This window comes from Candidatus Propionivibrio aalborgensis (assembly GCF_900089945.1).
Lineage (GTDB): Bacteria > Pseudomonadota > Gammaproteobacteria > Burkholderiales > Rhodocyclaceae > Propionivibrio > Propionivibrio aalborgensis.
In genome coordinates, this window is the sequence record NZ_FLQY01000010.1 from 1 (window position 1) to 14280 (window position 14280).

The following is a 14280-nucleotide window of genomic DNA, read 5'->3' on the forward strand; positions in this document are numbered from 1 at the left end:
TTCATGGCGAATGCTGCGGGCCGAGCGGCCTCGCCGGCGCGCTGAAAAAAGGCTTGAAGGGTTCCTGGAATTGTCGCCTGCGCTTCCATCAGGAAGCTTTTGAATTGCGCTAGCCGGTCGGCTGAATGTCATTCAGACTCGACGCGATACTCGGCAGAGCGAGCATGCGCCGGCAAACCTTCGCCCCTGGCCAGCGTTGACGCAATGCGCCCCAGCGTCTTCGCTCCGGCCTGTGACACGCGGATCAGGCTGGTCCGCTTCTGGAAGTCATAGACCCCGAGCGGAGACGAGAAACGTGCGCTGCCCGAAGTCGGCAGAACATGGTTCGGGCCGGCGCAATAATCGCCGAGCGACTCGGACGCGTAGGGGCCGATGAAAATGGCACCGGCATGGTGAATTTTCGCCACCCAGTCGTCGGCATTGGCCATCGATAGTTCAAGGTGCTCCGGCGCAATGCGGTTGGCGATGGTGCAGGCTTCATCGAGATCACTCACCTGGATCAGCGCGCCGCGATTTTCCAGCGATGCACGAATCACGTCCTTGCGCGGCATGGTCGGCAGAAGCTTCTCGATCGACTGAGCCACGCACTCGATATACGCCGCGTCGGGACACAACATGATCGACTGCGCCAGTTCGTCGTGTTCGGCCTGCGAGAAAAGATCCATCGCCACCCAGTCGGGGTCGGTATTGCCGTCGCAAATAACCAGTATCTCCGACGGCCCGGCAACCATGTCGATGCCGACGACGCCGAACACGCGGCGCTTCGCCGCAGCGACGTAAGCATTGCCGGGGCCGACGATCTTGTCGACGGCCGGCACGCATCGCGTCCCGTAGGCCAGTGCGCCGACCGCCTGCGCGCCACCGATGCAGAATACACGGTCGATTCCGGCCAGCGCTGCCGCCGCCAGAACCAACGGATTTCGCTCGCCACCCGGTGTCGGCACGACCATGATCAGTTCCCGCACCCCCGCCACCTTGGCCGGAATCGCGTTCATCAGCACCGATGATGGATACGACGCCTTGCCTCCCGGCACGTAAAGTCCGACACGGTCCAGCGGCGTCACCTTCTGGCCGAGCAGCGTACCGCGCGCATCAGCATCCTCTTCCTCGTACTGCCAACTCTGCAGGATCTGGCGCTCGTGATAGCTGCGAACGCGGCGGGCGGCCACTTCAAGCGCTTCGTGCTGCTCGCTGGGCAAGCCGCCCAGAGCTTTCTGCAATTCGTCGCGAGCCAGTTCAAGATCGGCCATTGATTGAACGTTGAGCCGGTCGAAGCGCCGGGTGTATTCGATCACGGCGTCATCGCCGCGCGCTTTAACCTCGGCAAGAATATCGGCTACGGCAAGGTCAACCGCTTCGTCTTGCGCGCTTTCGAAGGCCAGCAACGCGTCGAGCCGCGGCCGAAAATCCGCATCACGGCTGGAAAAGCGCTTGATGGCGATCATTTCCCGACAACGCTCGCAATGGCGTCGAGGATGGGATCGATGCGCTCGCGTTTGAGCTTCAGCGCGGCCTGATTGACGATCAGTCGCGACGAAATATCGACGATGTGCTCGATAGCCACCAGATTGTTGGCTTTCAGCGTGCTGCCGGTCGACACGAGATCGACGATGGCGTCGGCCAACCCTGCCAGCGGTGCCAGCTCCATCGAGCCGTAGAGTTTGATCAGATCGACGTGCACGCCCTTGGCGGCAAAGTGCTCACGGGCGATGTTGATGTACTTGGTCGCCACCTTGAGGCGGGCGCCCTGGCGCACGGCGTTCTGATAATCGAAGCCCGCGGGAATCGCCACCATCATCCGGCACTTGGCGATCTTCAGATCGAGCGGCTGATACAGTCCATCGCCGCCATGCTCAAGCAAGACATCCTTGCCGGCCACGCCAATATCCGCGGCGCCGTACTGCACATAGGTCGGCGCATCGGTCGCACGGACGATGACAACGCGAACGTCATCGCGAGTGGTCGGAATGATCAGCTTGCGCGAGGTTTCGGGGTTTTCCAGCGGCTCAATGCCGGCCGCGGCCAGCAACGGCAGCGTCTCTTCGTAAATTCGACCCTTCGAAAGGGCAATGGTGATGCCGTCCACAGCGCGTCCCTGCACAAGAAAAGGGCGATTTTACCGCAATGCCGGCCGGCAGGCCGTTTTGGCAAAGGAACGGGCGCGCAAACGACAATGTTGGATGAGTAAGGGCATTCACCCCTCTCCCCTTGCGGGAGAGGGGTCGGGGGAGAGGGGCTTCGAGCCAATCAGCCAACACTTTCATTTTTGTCCAAGGGGCAGCCTCAACCCAAGGCATCAAGCCTTCAACAGTTCCTCCCGGCTGCCCAGCCAGCGCTGCAGATGCCGCTGCGCAAGATCGGGCGCATCGCGCAGCAGCCGCTCAGCCATCTCGCGGGCCAGCTCGACGAGATCGGTATCGACTTCGAGATCGGCGTAGCGCAGCAGCGGCACGCCCGACTGGCGGCTGCCGACGAACTCGCCGGGGCCGCGCAGGTGCAGATCGTGGCGGGCAATCTCGAAGCCGTCGTCATTCTCGAAGATGATTTTCAGCCGCGCTCTGGCGGTTTCGGAAAGCGGCTGCTGATAAAGCAGAACGCATGCCGACTCATGCGCACCACGCCCGACGCGCCCGCGCAACTGATGTAGTTGCGAAAGGCCGAAACGTTCGGCGTGTTCGATCACCATCAGGCTGGCATTGGGCACGTCGACGCCGACTTCGATGACCGTGGTCGCCACCAGTACGTCGATTTTGCCTGCGGCGAAGGCGGCCATCGTGGCGACCTTCTCGTCGGACTTGAGGCGGCCGTGCACCAGCCCGACGCGCAGATCGTCGAGTTCTTCGGTGAGCGCAGCGTGCGTGTCGAGTGCGGTTTGCAGTTGCAATTTTTCCGACTCCTCGATCAACGGACAAACCCAGTAGGCCTGCCGGCCAACACCCACCACGCCGCGCACGCGGGCGATCACTTCGTCGCGGCGGGAATCGGTCACGAGTTTGGTCTTTATCGGCTGCCGCCCCGGCGGCAGCTCGTCGAGTACCGAAACGTCGAGGTCGGCGTAATAGCTCATCGCCAGCGTGCGCGGAATCGGCGTCGCAGACATCATCAACTGGTGCGGCGGCATGGAATTTTTCTCACCTTTCTTGCGCAGTTCGAGCCGTTGCGCAACGCCGAAGCGGTGCTGTTCGTCGATGATCACCAGCCCGAGCCGGGCGAAGTCAACACTGTCCTGAATCAGCGCGTGCGTGCCGACGATCAATTGGGCGGCTCCTGCTGCACGTCCCTGCATGGCCTGCCGCAATGCCCTTTTCTGCCGGCCGGTCAACCAAACGACTTCAATACCAAGTGGATCTAACCAGGCGTGCAGCTTGAGGTAGTGCTGCTCGGCCAGAATTTCGGTCGGCGCCATGAACGCTGTCTGATAGCCGGCTTCAATCGCCTGACACGCCGCCAGCGCCGCGACGATGGTCTTGCCGCTGCCCACATCGCCTTGCAGCAGCCGTTGCATCGGATAGTGCTGGCTTAGCTCACCGGCGATCTCGTCATGGACCCGCCGTTGTGCGTCGGTCAGACTGAAGGGGAGCGAAGCAAGCAATCGCCGGGCAAGCTTGCCGGAGCCCTTGAGCAGAGGCGCGCCTTTCAGCCGACGAGCACGGTAAGCACGACGCAAAGAGAGTTGCTGCGTCAGCACTTCGTCGAACTTGATGCGACGCCAGGCGGGGTGACTGCGCAATTGCAGCGCGCCTTCGGGAACACCGGGGGGCGGTGCGTGCAGCAGATGTACCGCTTCGGCGAAGGTCGGCAGGCCCTGCCGCTGGCACCAGGGCGAATCGAGCAGTTCGCTAAGATCGGCGCCGGCCAGCGCCGGAAGGATCAGCTTGCGCAGTGCGGCCTGGGAAATGCCTGCCGTGGTTGGATAGACAGGGGTGAGCGATGTCGGCAGTGGCTCGTCTGCGGCGACCACCCGGTAGCGCGGGTGCACCATTTCCGCGCCGAGAAAGCCGGGGCGAATCTCGCCGAAAAGTCGGAGCCGGCGGCCACTGCTCTGTGCACCGTCGCGCGCCGCTTCGAGTTGCCGGGTCTGACTGCCGTAGAAATTGAGGAAACGCAAAACAAGTTCGCCGCTCGCATCGGCAACCCGCGCAACCAACTGGCGGCGCGGTCGAAACTGCACAGAGACGTCGAGCACACTCGCCTCGACCTGTACCGGAACGCCCGCGGGCGCCCTGGCAATCGGCGTGACGCGCGTCTCGTCCTCGTAGCGCAATGGCAAGTGCAGAACGAGATCGTCGCCGCGAATCAGGCCGAGCTTGCGCAGCTTGACCTGAAGGGCTTGCGGCGCCCTGATCTCGTCGGCAGCAGCCATTGACTAATGCGGAGATCCCGACAACACCATGACCCCGTCCGCTTCGACCAAGGCACCGCGCGGCAGCGCAGCCACGCCCACCGCGGCACGCGCCGGAAAGGGCTCGGAGAAATAGCGGGCCATCGTTTCATTGACCTTGGAAAAATGCCCCAGGTCGGTGAGATAAATGTTGAGCTTGACGACATCGGCCAGCGAACCGCCAGCCGCTTCAACCACGGCCTTCAGGTTTTCAAACACGCGGACAATCTGTGCGTCGATGCCTTCGACCAACTGCATGCTCGCCGGGTCGAGGCCGATCTGGCCCGAAAGGTAAACCGTATCGCCCACCTGCACGGCCTGCGAATACGTTCCAATCGCAGCGGGGGCTTTGAGCGTGGAGATAATTGATTTGTTCATGGTGCGGTCCGGGTCAAGAGGTTGAAAATCGTCATTGAACCACAGCGCGCCCAATTTTCGATGCGTTCGTTGAGGCCGAAGTCTTTGCCTATCTGCATGATCGTTCATTGATAAAGAGACCCAGGTACGATAATCTCCATGTCATTCAATACGTTGAAGCCTTAAAGGGATTTCCATCATGTCAGCAATATTGGCAAGAATCCGCACTCTAAAGCGGCGTAGCGCCGGTTAATTCGTCAGGGACTTGCGTTTATGCGTTTCGATCCTCCATCCAATATCAATGCCAAACGCACTTTGAGAGAGTGGATATCGCACGTCTTTGGTTCTATTTTTCCGCTGGACGTTCTTCTTCAAATTCTCTTGGTCATCTTAGGACTTGGATTTCTTGGTTACGTGCTCACCTCTTGGGTTCAGCACTTGATCTCCCAAGGCAGCTATCTTTTCAGCGGCCTTATTGCTTGCACCGGACTAGTTCTCTCGGGACTAGCTATTGCTCGCATCCCCATCGCGCTAATTGTCGTCTTCGGTGGCGCAGCAGTTTGTGCCGTCGCATTTCTTTCCGGGTTTGCTGAAGTGCTCTTGCCCTAAAATGACAGGTAGATGGCACCCCGTCGGAGCGACTTTTCTTCAAGCAGTTCGCCTCACTTGGTGCCCCTTACTACAAGGGTTGAAGTCATTCGAGCGCTTGACAGCCATACTCCTAAGGCGCATAGTTAGCCCGTGCTAACCGTCGTCGAAACGTCACTGTTCCAGCGACAGTGGCCACACTACTGGACTGAAGATGAACGCGGTGCTTTCGCCGCTTACATCGCTGAACATCCAACCGCCGGAGATGTCGTGCCCGAATCCGGCGGGATTCGAAAGGTGCGATGGGGCCGAGCTGGTTCGGGAAAATCGGGCGGTGTGCGAGTGATCTATTTCACTCGCAACGCAGAAGGTGAAGTTGTCTTGCTGACGCTCTACGCCAAGTCGAAAACCGACAACCTCACTGGATCAAAGCTGAAGGAGATACGCCGTGCCCTTGAAGACTAAACCACTGAGCAAAGCCGAGCTCGCCGCTTACGAAGAAACCCGCGACCTCGCCGCTGAGTTATTGCAGTCAGTACGCGAAATGCAAGCGGGAAAGGTTCATGTCGTCACTTCTCCGGTGATTGAAGCGCGAAAAAAGACCGGGCTCTCCCAATCGCAATTTGCTGCGCTCCTGGGCGTGTCCGTCCGCACACTTCAAGGTTGGGAGCAAGGCCGCAAGCAACCGAGCGGCGCCGCCCGCACTTTGCTTGCAATCGCCAGCACCAATCCCAAAGCCGTACTGGCTGTCGCATCAAAGTAGTTGCTGCGGAACATAAAGTTCCCGCAATTTTCTGTTTTCGTTTCAAGCACGCGATCCGAGCAGCCCGGTTTGAATCAGGAATATTTCAATGACGACAGCAATCATCGCCAGTCTTGAGAAATTGCTCGGCGGACCGCGTGACGGCGCTTTGCTTCGCTACTCGCTGGGCAACGAATGGCTGAAAGCGGGAAATCCCGCTCAAGCGGCGGACTGCTTTCGCGAAGCCGTCAAGCGCGACGAAAGATATTCAGCCGCCTGGAAGCTGCTAGGCAAGGCGCTGGCTGACAGCGGGCAAACGGATGAAGCGCTGGCCGCCTACGAGCAGGGAATCCAGGTCGCCAATGAGAAGGGTGACATTCAGGCCGCCAAGGAGATGGCCGTCTTCGTTCGACGGCTGAGAAAACAAGCGGACGAAGGCAGCCCACAAGACCCTAGCGCTTGACGCCCTTGGGCATCAGCATCACCGAATCGATCCCCAGCTCCTTCATTCTGGCGCGAGCCGCGTCGGCTTCCGCCTGGGTTTTGAACGGGCCGACCTGCACCCGTGCCTCGATCGTCGCTGGAATGCCTTCATTCACCAGTCGGGCGTGCAGTGCTTCGGCGCGTCGCGGATCTGAAAATACACCCGCCTGCAGAGCATAGCCAGAGAACAGTCTTGGCGGAGTTGGCTGGGGCACGGACTTGCTCGGTGCCGGTTCCGGTACGGCGGGCGACGCCTCATGAGCCGGCGCGACAGTTGCAGGCTGCGCCTTGGGCTCGGCCGGCTTTTCCGTCACCGGCGGCGGGGGGTGGCTGTCCGCTACTGCCGCGCGAGTGGCCGGCCGGGACGGGCGCGGCAAGACCGGCTGTGCGGTTACAACCGGCGGTGGCGGCGGCTCAAGCTCGGCAGCCCCCTTGGCCTCGCCCTCGCCACTCACCACCGGAGGCGCGCTGGATTCAGGGACGGCTACTGTTTGCTCATCCTTCGGGGTTTCGCTTGCTGGCTCGGCCGGCGGCTCGGCTGGTGTCAGGGGCTGGGTCTGCGTCTTTCTTGCTACCGGAACGGGTTCGGTAAATTGGGGTGCGGTGGCTTCCAGTTCACTTTGCTGGGTGAAGTGGTCGAACAAAGCCAGCCCCAAAAGCAGGCCGACAATCATTAGCACCGCAATTCCCATTCGCCAGGCCAGCTTGTGCCCGATGTCGGACTGATCGCCTGGTGCACCGCTGCTGCTGGTCTGCTTGCCTTCCATGTTGCCTCCTTGCCCGTATGGCGCCTTCAACTTCAGTCTTCCCGGTTGCGTACCAGGGCTACCACCAGCTCGGCCTCCGCGCGGGAAATGCCGCAGTGGTGCGAAATGGTTACCGCGCTCTGCCCCTGCAGCGCCAACTGCATGGCGTCGCTGTATAGCGGTGAGGCATTTTGCGTTACTTGCGACTGCGCAAGCTCACGCTGCTGCTTCTCGCGCAAGACCAGTACTTCGGCACGCAGGCCCCCGACCTCCCGGCGAAGCTGTGCGATCTCCCGCTCAAGCGATTCGATCAGTTTCTGACCCGGTATTTCCGGGGGAGGCTCGTTCCAGGGGAAGGCCGCTTCGGAAGGTTCGGCCAGCGGTACCGGCGACGAAGGTGAATCTTCCAATGTCGGCTCACTCGCCCGCGCATAGGCGGCAACGGCTGCACGTACGACAAGCGGATCGGGGACAGTGCTGCCCGACTTCGCGCGCCGCAACCGGCGGAGGCGCAGAAAAACGACGACAACATAGAGCACCAGTATCGCGATGATCGCGACAAGCGCTTCGCGCCAGCCAAAGTTTGCGAGTGCCTCCAAATCCATCGGTCGCCTGGGTCATTGTGCCTGGGCGGTATTATGCCAGACACTTCGAAAGGCCAAGCCTTACACCCTTCCGGGGCCACTCTGGGGGTTTTGATTTTCTTCGCCCAGCATGGCTTCAAGATCCTGACTGTCGAGCGCCGCAGCAAAAAAATAGCCCTGATACTCGTGGCAACCCATCTCTTGCAGGCAATTCATTTGCCGCTCGGTTTCCACACCTTCGGCGATCACTCGCAGGTGCAGAGCCAGCCCCAGTTGAATGATGGCGCGAGCGATTGCGAGGTCGCTTTCGTCGTCCGGCAGGCCGTTGACGAAGGAGCGATCAATCTTCAGTTTCTGGACCGGAAAACGTTTCAGGTAGGTCAGGCTGGAATAGCCCGTGCCAAAGTCGTCGATGGACAGACTGACCCCAAGTTGCGCCAATGCCTGCAGTCTGGTCAATGTTTCGTTGATGTCGTGAATCAGGATCGATTCGGTCAGCTCAAGTTCCAGCCGGCAAGGCTCCAGTCCAGCCTGGCCAAGCGCCGCCCCCACGCTGTCAATAAAGGTGGAACTCTGAAACTGCAAGGCGGAGACGTTGATGGCCACGACCAGATCAATTCCCGCAGCCTGCCAGCGCGCGGCTTGCGCGACCGCTTCCGAGAGCACCCACTGTCCGAGGGCAATGATGAAACCGGTTTCTTCGGCAACCGGAATGAATTGCGCAGGAGAGATATCGCCAAGTTCCTTGCTGTGCCAGCGTAGCAGCGCCTCCGCACCGATGATTCGGCCCGACCCGAGGTCGATCTGTGGTTGATAGCGCAACAGGAAATCGCCTTGTGCAAGTGCGGCGCGCATCGCCGAGTCAAGCTTGATATGTGATAGCGAATCGACGTTCATCTGCCGTTGATAGAAACGGTAGTTGAAGCGGCCCCGCTCCTTGACCTGATACATGGCGGTGTCGGCATTCTTGATCAGCTCGTCGCGGGTCACCCCATCAAAGGGATAAACAGCAATGCCGATGCTGCCCGTTATGGTCAAGGCCAGATCGCCCAATACGACGGGTTCGCACACCCGCTGCAATACCCGATTCACCATCGCTTCGGCGCCCAGCGCATCGGTGTCGTGGAGAAGCAGAACGAATTCGTCGCCGCCGGTTCGGGCGGCAGTATCCGACTGGCGCAGACAGGACCTGAGGCGCTTGGCCACTGCAACCAGCACCTGGTCGCCGAAGACGTGACCCAGCGAGTCATTGATCTTCTTGAAGTGATCCAGATCGATGAAAACGATAGCACAGCTCTTGTGCTCCCGGTCGCACAGGCCGAGCGAAAAATCGATTCGCTCATGCAGCAGCGCCCGATTCGGCAGGCCGGTCAGGGAGTCGCTATAGGCAAGCTCCTCGATTCGCTTCGTAGCAGCGAGTTTCTCGGCGATGTCTTTGAGAAAAGCGATGTAGTGTAAGGTTTTCTGCGCTTGTGACACGACACGCACCAGCGAAACCAGAACGGGCACCTCGTCACCACTCGGCGGAAGGTAGCATGCCTCGCCTTCCCAGGAATTGGAGTGCGCGAGCACCTTGAGAAAATCCTGCCCGCTGAGAGAGCTCTCCTTCGAGCGAATCATCTTCCAGAGCTCTTGCCCCTTGATCTCGTCGGCAGAGAGCCCGGTCAGGCGCTCAAAGCTGGGATTGGCAGCGGCGATCATGCCCTGCGGATCCGCTACGCAAATAGCATCAAGGCTGGATTCGAACACTTCGGCAGCAAGCTGCAATCGTGATTCATTAGCCAGTTGCTCGGTGATGTCGCGGAAGGAATAAACCCGGCCCGTGGGGCGACCTCGTGCCAGCTGGGGCATGGAAACGCGCTCCAGTATGCGCCCGCTGCGCAAGGTCACCACATCTCTGGTTTCGGTCAACGCGGAGTTGGCTATCGTTCTGATGCGGCTCTCGTATTCGGCGCTGTTGAGGACATTCCGGGTCATCCATTCGTGAGTCGCCGCATCGTCCTTGCGCGTCATCAATTCCGGCGGTATATCCCACAGTTCGGCAAAGCGCTGGTTGTAGCCGCGTACCCCGCCATCCGTATCAGTCACCAGAATTCCGTCAGCGGTGGAATCAAGCGTTGCCCGCAATTCGGCGAGCAGGTTTTCCAGCTCCTGTTCTACCCGGCGTTGCTCGGTCCTGTTGGAGATGGCGACCTGATACACGACGATTTCTTTTGACAGTCTTACCTGGCTGACCCGACGTTCAACCGGAATCGTGCGGCCATCCTTGAGCAACAGCAGGGTCTCGGAGAAGATATGATCGTCAAGTCCGGCGGCAACGTCTTGCCAGAAAAACATATCTTCCGGTGTGGTAGCCAGTTCGGTTACCGCTTTTCCGACCAGTTTCCCAGGATCCATATCGAGCATCGATGTCGCCGCCCGATTGGCGGCGACGATGCGTAAGGTCAGTGGATCGACCAGCCAGACCGCTTCAATCATCCCTTCCAGCAAGGACTGCCAGCGCTCGACATTCATGACGTGTCTTCCCCTCCCGCGAGGCTGCTCGCCCGCTCAAAGAAGTAGCATATATGCTGCCGGGGCGACAGGTAATCCAGCGCCTGGCGGGGCAATTGCATCGGTTTGATACTTCGTTTGACCCCCAGGCTCGCCTGCTGTTCGAGATCAACGACCAGCGCTTCCGCCTTGGGAATATGCGGGTTGTAGATAATCAGGCGCGGTTTCAGTGGGCGGGAGGAATTTACGGAAACCACCATCGCGTAACGGTCATCGGTAAGTTGTACCGCCGATCCGGGTGGATAGACACCCATCATGCGAATGAAGACACTCATCGTCTGCGCATCGAAACGGCCTTTTAAGCGGGTAAAGATGGTCGACAAGGCCTCGTGCGGTGTTTGCGCCGCCGCCGGGTTGCCGGGGTTGCACAGATTGTCGTATTGGTTGATCAGCGCAATGATACGTGCCAGTGGCGAAATTCGTTCGCCGGTTAGCCTCATCGGGTAGCCGTTCCCGCTCGCGGATTCATGATGCTGGGCAATGCACTGAAGGGCTGCGTTGGGCAATTCCATCTTTATGCCCAGAGCGATCCCGTGTCGCACATGTTCCTGATAGAGCTTCTTTTCGGCGCTGGAGAACTGCTCGTCAAACCAGCGCAGGCGGCTGGGCAGTTCCTGCTTGCCGATATCGTGCAGGAGCGCGCCGATGCCGAGTTCCTGCAAGTCGGCTTCACCCAGCCCGCAGGCCTTGCCGAGCAGCAATGAGAGCACCAATACATTGATCGAATGCAAGGAGGCGCGATCTCCGATTTGTTCAGACAGCAATCGAATGCTGGTCTCCTCAAGCCCCTGCAGTTGCTGAATTACGCCTTCGACCAGTGCCCGCGATTGGGCAAATGATTTATCGGGCACAGCCTTGGCCTGTTCCAGCAGCTGCTTGTAACTCTTGGCCGCTTGCGAATATTGGCGCTCGCAAACTTTCAGGCTGGCATTCTGCTCGTCCAGCAGCAACTTGCGTCTTTCCCGCTCCTTCTCCTGCGGCGAAACAGGCGCGGGTGCCGCCTTGATTGTTTCAACCGCTACCGGTTCCGGATCGCTCTTTTCGGGCGAATAACGAATACGATCGATGCCCAGAGTACGGATAGTGGCGATTTGCTCCGGGGAGTGAATCTTGAAACTGCTCAATGGGAAAGGATGTGAAATCCACCCCAAGTCTATGTAGACGAACAAGCCGATACGCAAATCGGCGACACTAATGAAATGTTCTTTGTAATCGAGCATTTTCTTGGTTGAACGCGTTTGTTGATTCTTGTTGGCTATGAGCATAAATCATTTTCAAGTCAGCGTCTCGTTGAGTTGCTGATCCAGTCGATATTGCGTTTGGGTGCTTGGCCTTCAGTTTCTGAGCGGCTTGCCGGTATCGAGCAAATGCTGGATACGTTGCTGGCTTTTCTGGTTGTTGACCAGTTCAAGAAAGACATTGAGTTCGACCGTCAGTAGCCATTGCTCGTCGACCAGTGAACCGGCCTCGATGTCGCCGCCGCACAGCGCCGTCGCAGCACATCTGGCGACAAAGCAATCGTGCTCGGAGAACCTGCCGCCTTGACACATTTCGGCGAACATCGCTTCACACGTGGTGATTCCGGCACGCCCGGCAACCTTGACGTTGCGCGGAGAAAGCTTGGGATAGTAACCGGCTTCGGCAGCCCCACGCGCGATGCGCAATGCAACGTAAGGCAGTTCCTTGGCATTGAATTCGATCGGGTCCGAATCAAGCACGAAGCCCTGTTCTCGAGCCTGCATCGCGCTCCCGGAAACCCTGGACGTGACAATCGATGTGAATGCGGGCAGGATGAAATCCACGGGTTCCTTGCTGCCGGTTCTGGCCGAATTCTGCCAGGCCCGGATTGCAAATTCCTTGCAACCGCCACCGGCCGGAATCAGGCCGACTGCCGCTTCCACCAGACCGATGCGACTTTCCAGCGCAATCACCCGCTTTGCACAATGCATCAGGAATTCGCAACCGCCGCCCAGCGCCATGCCCTGCACGGCGGCAACGACGGGCACCCTGGCATACTTGAGGGTCATCGTGGTCTTCTGGAACTCGGCGATATAACTCCCGATCCGGTCGAACTGGCCCCCGCTGATCAAGCCGGCCACTTCCTTGAGATTTGCCCCGTAGGCAAACGGCGCCTCGTGCCAGATGACCAAGCCCTTGTAGTCCGCTTCGGCACGGGCTACGGCTTCCTGCATGCCCAGAAGCACGTCATGACCCAGCGTATGATTCTTTGACGTCAGGCTGACGATCGCAATATCGTTGTCAATTTCAGGTAGCGTCCACAGGCGCACCCCTTCGTTTTCCCATATTGTCGTGCCGCTCATCACACTGCTATTGGCTTCCTCGCCAAACACTCGATCGGGGAAAAGCTGCCGCCGGTAAACCGGCAATGTCGACGGTGGCTTGATCGTCCCTCCACTTGCAGAGTAGGACCCTTCGCTGCGATGCACGCCACCGTGTTCGACTCGCGCGAACACCCATGCCGGGAGTGCCGCCGTGCTCATCGCCCTGTCGGCATCAATATCGGCCTGGACTGCGTCGGCAATGCTTTGCCAACCCGCAGACTGCCAGGTTTCGAACGGTCCCTGCGCCCAGCCGTAGCCCCAGCGCATGGCCAGGTCGAGGTCGCGGGCGTTGTCGGCAATATCGGCGAGGTGGAAAGCAACGTAGTGGAACACATCCCGGAAGACCGCCCAAAGAAACCGGGCCTGCGGGTGGTTGCAGGCGCGCAGCTGGGCAAACTTCCCGGCTGGACTCCTGTTCTTCAGGATGGCCATTACCTCCGGAGCGATCTCGTCCGACGAATCACGACAATCCCTGTAAGCCCGAATTCTTTGGTCGAGAACCTGGATTTGCTTACCATCGTTCCTGTATATGCCGAAGCCGGTCTTCTGACCCAGCGCGCCATCGGCAATCAAGGTCGACAACCAGGCCGGCGTCGCGTAATACTCGGACCACGGGTCGGAATGATTACCGTCGCACGCTCTACGCATCGTCGCGATGACGTTCGTCAGCGTATCGAGACCGACCATATCGGCAGCTCGATAGGTCGCGCTCTTCGGGCGCCCGATCAGCGGTCCGGTCAGCATATCGACGACATCGAAGCCGAGTTCGAAACGCTCGGCGTGACGCATGGCAGCCAGCATCGAAAAGAGGCCGACGCGGTTTGCAACGAAGTTGGGCGTATCGAGCGCGCGGACAACGCTCTTGCCGAGACGGGAAACGAGCCATGACTCCAGCTCGTCAAGCAGCGCCGGTGACGTGCGTCCGCTCGAGATCAGTTCGACAAGAGGCATGTAGCGCGGCGGGTTGAAGAAATGCATGCCGCAGAACCGTTCGCGCATGGCCTCGGGAAAGCTCCCGGAAAGAAGTTTGATCGAGATCCCGGAGGTGTTCGAGGCAACGATCGCATTCGGCAAGATGAAGGGTGCGATCCTGCGGTACAGATCGGCTTTCAACTCAGCCTTCTCGGCAATGGCTTCGATGACCAGGTCGCACTCCCTGAGTCGATCCAAATGTTGCGCGTAGTTGGCGATATCGATGTAGTCGATACGCTCTGCAGTCGCGAGTGGCGACGGCTCAAGCCTGCTGAGCGTATCCCGAGCCCTCATGACGATCCCGTTCGGATCACCCACTTTGGCCGGCAGGTCAAACAGAACCACCGGTATTTCGGCATTAGCCAGATGCGCGGCAATCTGCGCACCCATCACACCGGCCCCGAGCACCGCCGCCTTGCGAACCATAAGAGCGCTCAAGATTCCCCCTCCCTCCGAGTTCGTGCCTATCAGTGGTACTGGCGAGTACCGCTGCTGTTCCCCTGCAACAGCACTTGAGTGAAGCTTCCGTTGA

General features: G+C 59.6%; 13 protein-coding genes. 4 read left to right on the forward strand and 9 right to left on the reverse strand.

Going from position 1 to position 14280, the window contains the following annotated elements; genetic code table 11:
- Nucleotides 1-128: 128 nt before the first annotated feature.
- The 4 genes from hisD to PROAA_RS00690 form a co-directional block, all read right to left on the reverse strand.
- Entirely contained in the window at nucleotides 129-1445 is a 1317-nt protein-coding gene (hisD, locus tag PROAA_RS00675; protein ID WP_186409462.1) for a histidinol dehydrogenase, read from the reverse strand.
- Entirely contained in the window at nucleotides 1442-2086 is a 645-nt protein-coding gene (hisG, locus tag PROAA_RS00680) for an ATP phosphoribosyltransferase (RefSeq protein ID WP_186409463.1), read from the reverse strand. Before hisG ends, hisD begins: the two co-directional genes overlap by 4 nt.
- Before the next feature lie 210 nt (nucleotides 2087-2296).
- Nucleotides 2297-4363, reverse strand: coding sequence for an ATP-dependent DNA helicase RecG (gene recG / locus PROAA_RS00685; protein WP_186409464.1), 2067 nt, complete (start codon nucleotides 4361-4363; stop codon nucleotides 2297-2299).
- Nucleotides 4364-4366: 3 nt separating this feature from the next.
- Nucleotides 4367-4759 (reverse strand): RidA family protein, encoded by a 393-nt coding sequence (locus PROAA_RS00690; protein ID WP_186409465.1) that lies wholly within the window; start codon nucleotides 4757-4759, stop codon nucleotides 4367-4369.
- 252 nt (nucleotides 4760-5011) lie between these two features.
- Between PROAA_RS00690 and PROAA_RS00695 the strand changes: the two genes are divergently transcribed.
- From PROAA_RS00695 to PROAA_RS00710, 4 genes are all read left to right on the forward strand, one after another.
- Nucleotides 5012-5347 carry a hypothetical protein gene (locus PROAA_RS00695; RefSeq protein ID WP_186409466.1) on the forward strand — a complete coding sequence of 112 codons (336 nt, stop codon included), beginning with the start codon at nucleotides 5012-5014 and terminating at the stop codon, nucleotides 5345-5347.
- Nucleotides 5348-5479: 132 nt separating this feature from the next.
- Nucleotides 5480-5791: a type II toxin-antitoxin system RelE/ParE family toxin gene (locus PROAA_RS00700; protein WP_186409467.1), complete on the forward strand. Its 312-nt coding sequence runs from the start codon at nucleotides 5480-5482 to the stop codon at nucleotides 5789-5791.
- On the forward strand, nucleotides 5775-6089 hold the full coding sequence (locus tag PROAA_RS00705) for a helix-turn-helix domain-containing protein (protein ID WP_186409468.1): 315 nt from the start codon (nucleotides 5775-5777) through the stop codon (nucleotides 6087-6089). The genes PROAA_RS00700 and PROAA_RS00705 overlap by 17 nt, the downstream gene beginning before the upstream one ends.
- Before the next feature lie 88 nt (nucleotides 6090-6177).
- Nucleotides 6178-6531 (forward strand): tetratricopeptide repeat protein, encoded by a 354-nt coding sequence (locus tag PROAA_RS00710; protein WP_186409469.1) that lies wholly within the window; start codon nucleotides 6178-6180, stop codon nucleotides 6529-6531.
- Here PROAA_RS00710 and PROAA_RS00715 read toward each other — a convergent pair.
- The 5 genes from PROAA_RS00715 to PROAA_RS00735 all read right to left on the reverse strand — a co-directional run bounded on the left by PROAA_RS00715 (nucleotide 6521) and on the right by PROAA_RS00735 (nucleotide 14186).
- A complete protein-coding gene (locus PROAA_RS00715) occupies nucleotides 6521-7318 on the reverse strand; it encodes an SPOR domain-containing protein (protein WP_186409470.1) in 798 nt (265 codons plus the stop codon). The genes PROAA_RS00710 and PROAA_RS00715 overlap by 11 nt on opposite strands.
- Before the next feature lie 32 nt (nucleotides 7319-7350).
- Complete coding sequence (locus PROAA_RS00720) at nucleotides 7351-7902, reverse strand: DUF2802 domain-containing protein (RefSeq protein WP_186409471.1); 552 nt, start codon at nucleotides 7900-7902, stop codon at nucleotides 7351-7353.
- Nucleotides 7903-7962: 60 nt separating this feature from the next.
- Nucleotides 7963-10395 carry a sensor domain-containing protein gene (locus PROAA_RS00725; RefSeq protein WP_186409472.1) on the reverse strand — a complete coding sequence of 811 codons (2433 nt, stop codon included), beginning with the start codon at nucleotides 10393-10395 and terminating at the stop codon, nucleotides 7963-7965.
- A complete protein-coding gene (locus PROAA_RS00730) occupies nucleotides 10392-11699 on the reverse strand; it encodes an HD-GYP domain-containing protein (RefSeq protein ID WP_245664104.1) in 1308 nt (435 codons plus the stop codon). Before PROAA_RS00730 ends, PROAA_RS00725 begins: the two co-directional genes overlap by 4 nt.
- A 69-nt stretch (nucleotides 11700-11768) precedes the next feature.
- Complete coding sequence (locus PROAA_RS00735) at nucleotides 11769-14186, reverse strand: 3-hydroxyacyl-CoA dehydrogenase/enoyl-CoA hydratase family protein (protein ID WP_186409473.1); 2418 nt, start codon at nucleotides 14184-14186, stop codon at nucleotides 11769-11771.
- Nucleotides 14187-14280 lie beyond the last annotated feature (94 nt).

Excerpts from the sequence above, each read along its gene's own strand:
- hisD (WP_186409462.1), bottom strand. The coding sequence starts at position 1,445 with ATGATCGCCATCAAGCGCTTTTCCAGCCGTGATGCGGATTTTCGGCCG.
- recG (WP_186409464.1), bottom strand. The coding sequence starts at position 4,363 with ATGGCTGCTGCCGACGAGATCAGGGCGCCGCAAGCCCTTCAGGTCAAG.
- PROAA_RS00690 (WP_186409465.1), bottom strand. The coding sequence starts at position 4,759 with ATGAACAAATCAATTATCTCCACGCTCAAAGCCCCCGCTGCGATTGGA.
- PROAA_RS00695 (WP_186409466.1), top strand. The coding sequence starts at position 5,012 with ATGCGTTTCGATCCTCCATCCAATATCAATGCCAAACGCACTTTGAGA.
- PROAA_RS00710 (WP_186409469.1), top strand. The coding sequence starts at position 6,178 with ATGACGACAGCAATCATCGCCAGTCTTGAGAAATTGCTCGGCGGACCG.
- PROAA_RS00715 (WP_186409470.1), bottom strand. The coding sequence starts at position 7,318 with ATGGAAGGCAAGCAGACCAGCAGCAGCGGTGCACCAGGCGATCAGTCC.
- PROAA_RS00720 (WP_186409471.1), bottom strand. The coding sequence starts at position 7,902 with ATGGATTTGGAGGCACTCGCAAACTTTGGCTGGCGCGAAGCGCTTGTC.
- PROAA_RS00725 (WP_186409472.1), bottom strand. The coding sequence starts at position 10,395 with ATGAATGTCGAGCGCTGGCAGTCCTTGCTGGAAGGGATGATTGAAGCG.
- PROAA_RS00730 (WP_245664104.1), bottom strand. The coding sequence starts at position 11,699 with ATGCTCATAGCCAACAAGAATCAACAAACGCGTTCAACCAAGAAAATG.